At 59.7% G+C, this 2590-nt stretch carries 2 protein-coding genes; both read left to right on the plus strand.

The genetic code is table 11. The features are described 5' to 3' along the window. Positions 1-1473: SulP family inorganic anion transporter (locus NW838_RS13290; protein ID WP_414428193.1), on the plus strand; the 1473-nt coding region annotated here is incomplete at its 5' end. Positions 1474-1542: 69 nt separating this feature from the next. Next, complete coding sequence (locus NW838_RS13295) at positions 1543-2382, plus strand: DUF6671 family protein (RefSeq protein ID WP_414428194.1); 840 nt, start codon at positions 1543-1545, stop codon at positions 2380-2382. Positions 2383-2590 lie beyond the last annotated feature (208 nt).

Consider the following 2590-nt stretch of genomic DNA (forward strand, 5'->3'; position numbering starts at 1 on the left):
CTCATCTCCGAACCCACCGGGCCGATGACTGTGATGATGACGGCGGTGGTTGCTAATGTTACAGCCCGCTATCCGGAGCAGGGGCTGGGGCCGGCCTTCACCGTGGTGATGCTGGGGGGCTTGTTTCAGATCCTGTTTGGATCCCTGAAACTGGGTAAATACATCACCCTCATGCCCTACAGCGTTATTTCCGGCTTTATGTCCGGGATCGGCTGGATCATGATTTTGCTGCAGATCCCGCCGCTTTTGGGCCACGCCAGCCAGGGGGGAGTGATTGGGGCGGTGCAGAACCTGCCGACCTACCTGCTCAACCTCAAGATGCCAGAGCTGGGGCTGGGGCTGCTGACGCTTGCCATCCTTTTTGGCTATCCCAAGCCCTGGCGACGGGTGGTGCCGCCGCAGTTGGTGGCTTTGGTGTTGGGAACGCTGGTGGCCAGCTTGTTCATGGCCGATTGGGATTTGCGGCGCATTGGCCCTATCCCCACCGGTTTGCCGCAGTTGCAGTGGCCGCAGTTGCCCTTTGCTTCCCTGGCCAACTTGGTGCTGGATGGGGTGGTGCTGGGGATGCTGGGCTGCATCGACACCCTCTTAACGGCAGTCATTGCTGATAACCTCACCCGCACCCGCCACGACTCCGACCAAGAGCTGATCGGGCAGGGGATCGCTAACTTGGTGTCCGGCTTCATGGGAGGGCTGCCGGGAGCAGGGGCAACCATGGGCACGGTGGTCAATATCCAGTCGGGGGGACGTACCCCTCTGGCGGGCGTCACCCGCGCCCTCATTCTGTTGATGGTGGTGCTGTTTGCAGCTCCCCTCACGCAAGGGATCCCGATGGCGGTGCTGGCAGGGATCGCCCTCAAGGTGGGGGTGGATATCCTCGACTGGAGCTTCCTCAAGCGGGCCCACCGGCTCTCCCTCAAAGGGGCAGCCATCATGTATGGGGTGATGTTCATGACGGTGTTTGTGGATCTCATCGCCGCCGTAGGGGTGGGGGTGTTTGTGGCCAACTTGCTCACCATTCAACGCCTCAGCGAGATCCACTCCGAAGAGGTGAAAGCCATTACCGATGCCGATGATGCGGTGGATCTCACTCCCCGTGAGAGGGAATTGCTGCGCCAGGGACGCGGCCAGGTGTTGCTGTTTTACCTGAGCGGGCCGATGATCTTCGGGGTTTCCCAAGCCATTTCCCGCCAACATCAGGCGGTGGCCTCCTGCCAAGCCTTGGTGCTGGATTTGTCGGATGTGCCGATGCTGGGCGTTTCCGCAACGCTATCCCTGGAAAATGCCATTCGCGAGGCCCTGGATCGGGGCAAACAGGTGTGGATTGTTGGGGCCAAGGGCCGGATCCGGCAGCGCCTGGAAAACCTACATTTGCCACTGCCCCCAGAGCGGTTTGTGGACAGCCGTGAGGTGGCTTTGGCCGAGGCTGTTGCCCAGTTGGGCTTGCCGCTCGAGGCCAGTCCCCTGGTTTGAGTAACCCCAATTGGCCTGAGCCACAAAGCTGCGGGATCCGTTTGCCAGATCTAGGTTAAGTCTGAGTCTATGCAATGGAAGGGTCGGGTCGCCTACTTGGCAACCCTGCATCGCAAAGAGCAGGTCATCGGCCCTCTCTTGGCCGAACATTTGGGGATTCAAGTCCAAGTAGCAACTTTTGACACCGACCAACTGGGCACCTTCTCGCGGGAGCGGCCCCGACCGGGGGATCCCATCCACACTCTGCGCCTGAAGATTGCAAGGGCTTTGCAGGATCATCCTGAAGCTCTGGGCTTGGCCAGCGAGGGGTCCTTTGGCCCCCACCCTCAGATCCCCTGGATCCCTTGGAACCAAGAATGGGTCATGCTCAGGGTTTATGAGCCTGGCGCAGAGCCTTTGGAGCTGGTGGGCTATGCGGAAAGCACCCAAACCAATTTCGGCCATCGCTGGGTACACAGCTTTGCAGAGGCGCTGGACTTTGCCCAGAAAGCGGGTTTTCCCCAGCATGCCCTGATTGCCCTCGACCGGCCAGAAAAGCCTCAGGTCATCCACAAAGGAATCCAAGATGAAGAGACCCTGAAGCAGGTGGTGGGGGAGATGCTGACTCGGCAAGGGGGCCTTCATCTGGAAACCGACATGCGGGCCATGTGCAACCCAACCCGGCTCCAGGTTATCGCAGCCGCCACCCAAAACCTAATCGCCAAGGCCCAAAGCCTGTGCCCGGCCTGCGGCACTCCCGGCTACTGGCGGATCCGCTCGGTCTCTGGACTGCCCTGCGGTCAATGTGGCGCCCCTACCCCTGTGACCAAGGCATGGGTATATGGCTGTTCCCGCTGTTCTCACACCCACACCGAGCCTGTGGCAGAGCCTTGGGCGGATCCCGCTCAGTGTGCTTTCTGTAATCCCTAGCCTTGTCTTGAGCCCGACCTCAGGCTCTCCAGAGCCGGCATTGTCATCCCCGCAGAAGAGTTGTAGTCGTTTCAGGTTAGGGTGAGACACCTGGGCTATAGAGAAAAAGCCCTTCGCTGTATGCACTCAACGTTTCAGACGTGGGTGCAGTGTCCTAGGTCGTGTTGATCTTATGTTAGGATAGAGAGAATAATTTATAGAGGAAAGA

Source organism: Synechococcus sp. R55.2, assembly GCF_047462075.1.
Lineage (GTDB): Bacteria > Cyanobacteriota > Cyanobacteriia > Thermostichales > Thermostichaceae > Thermostichus.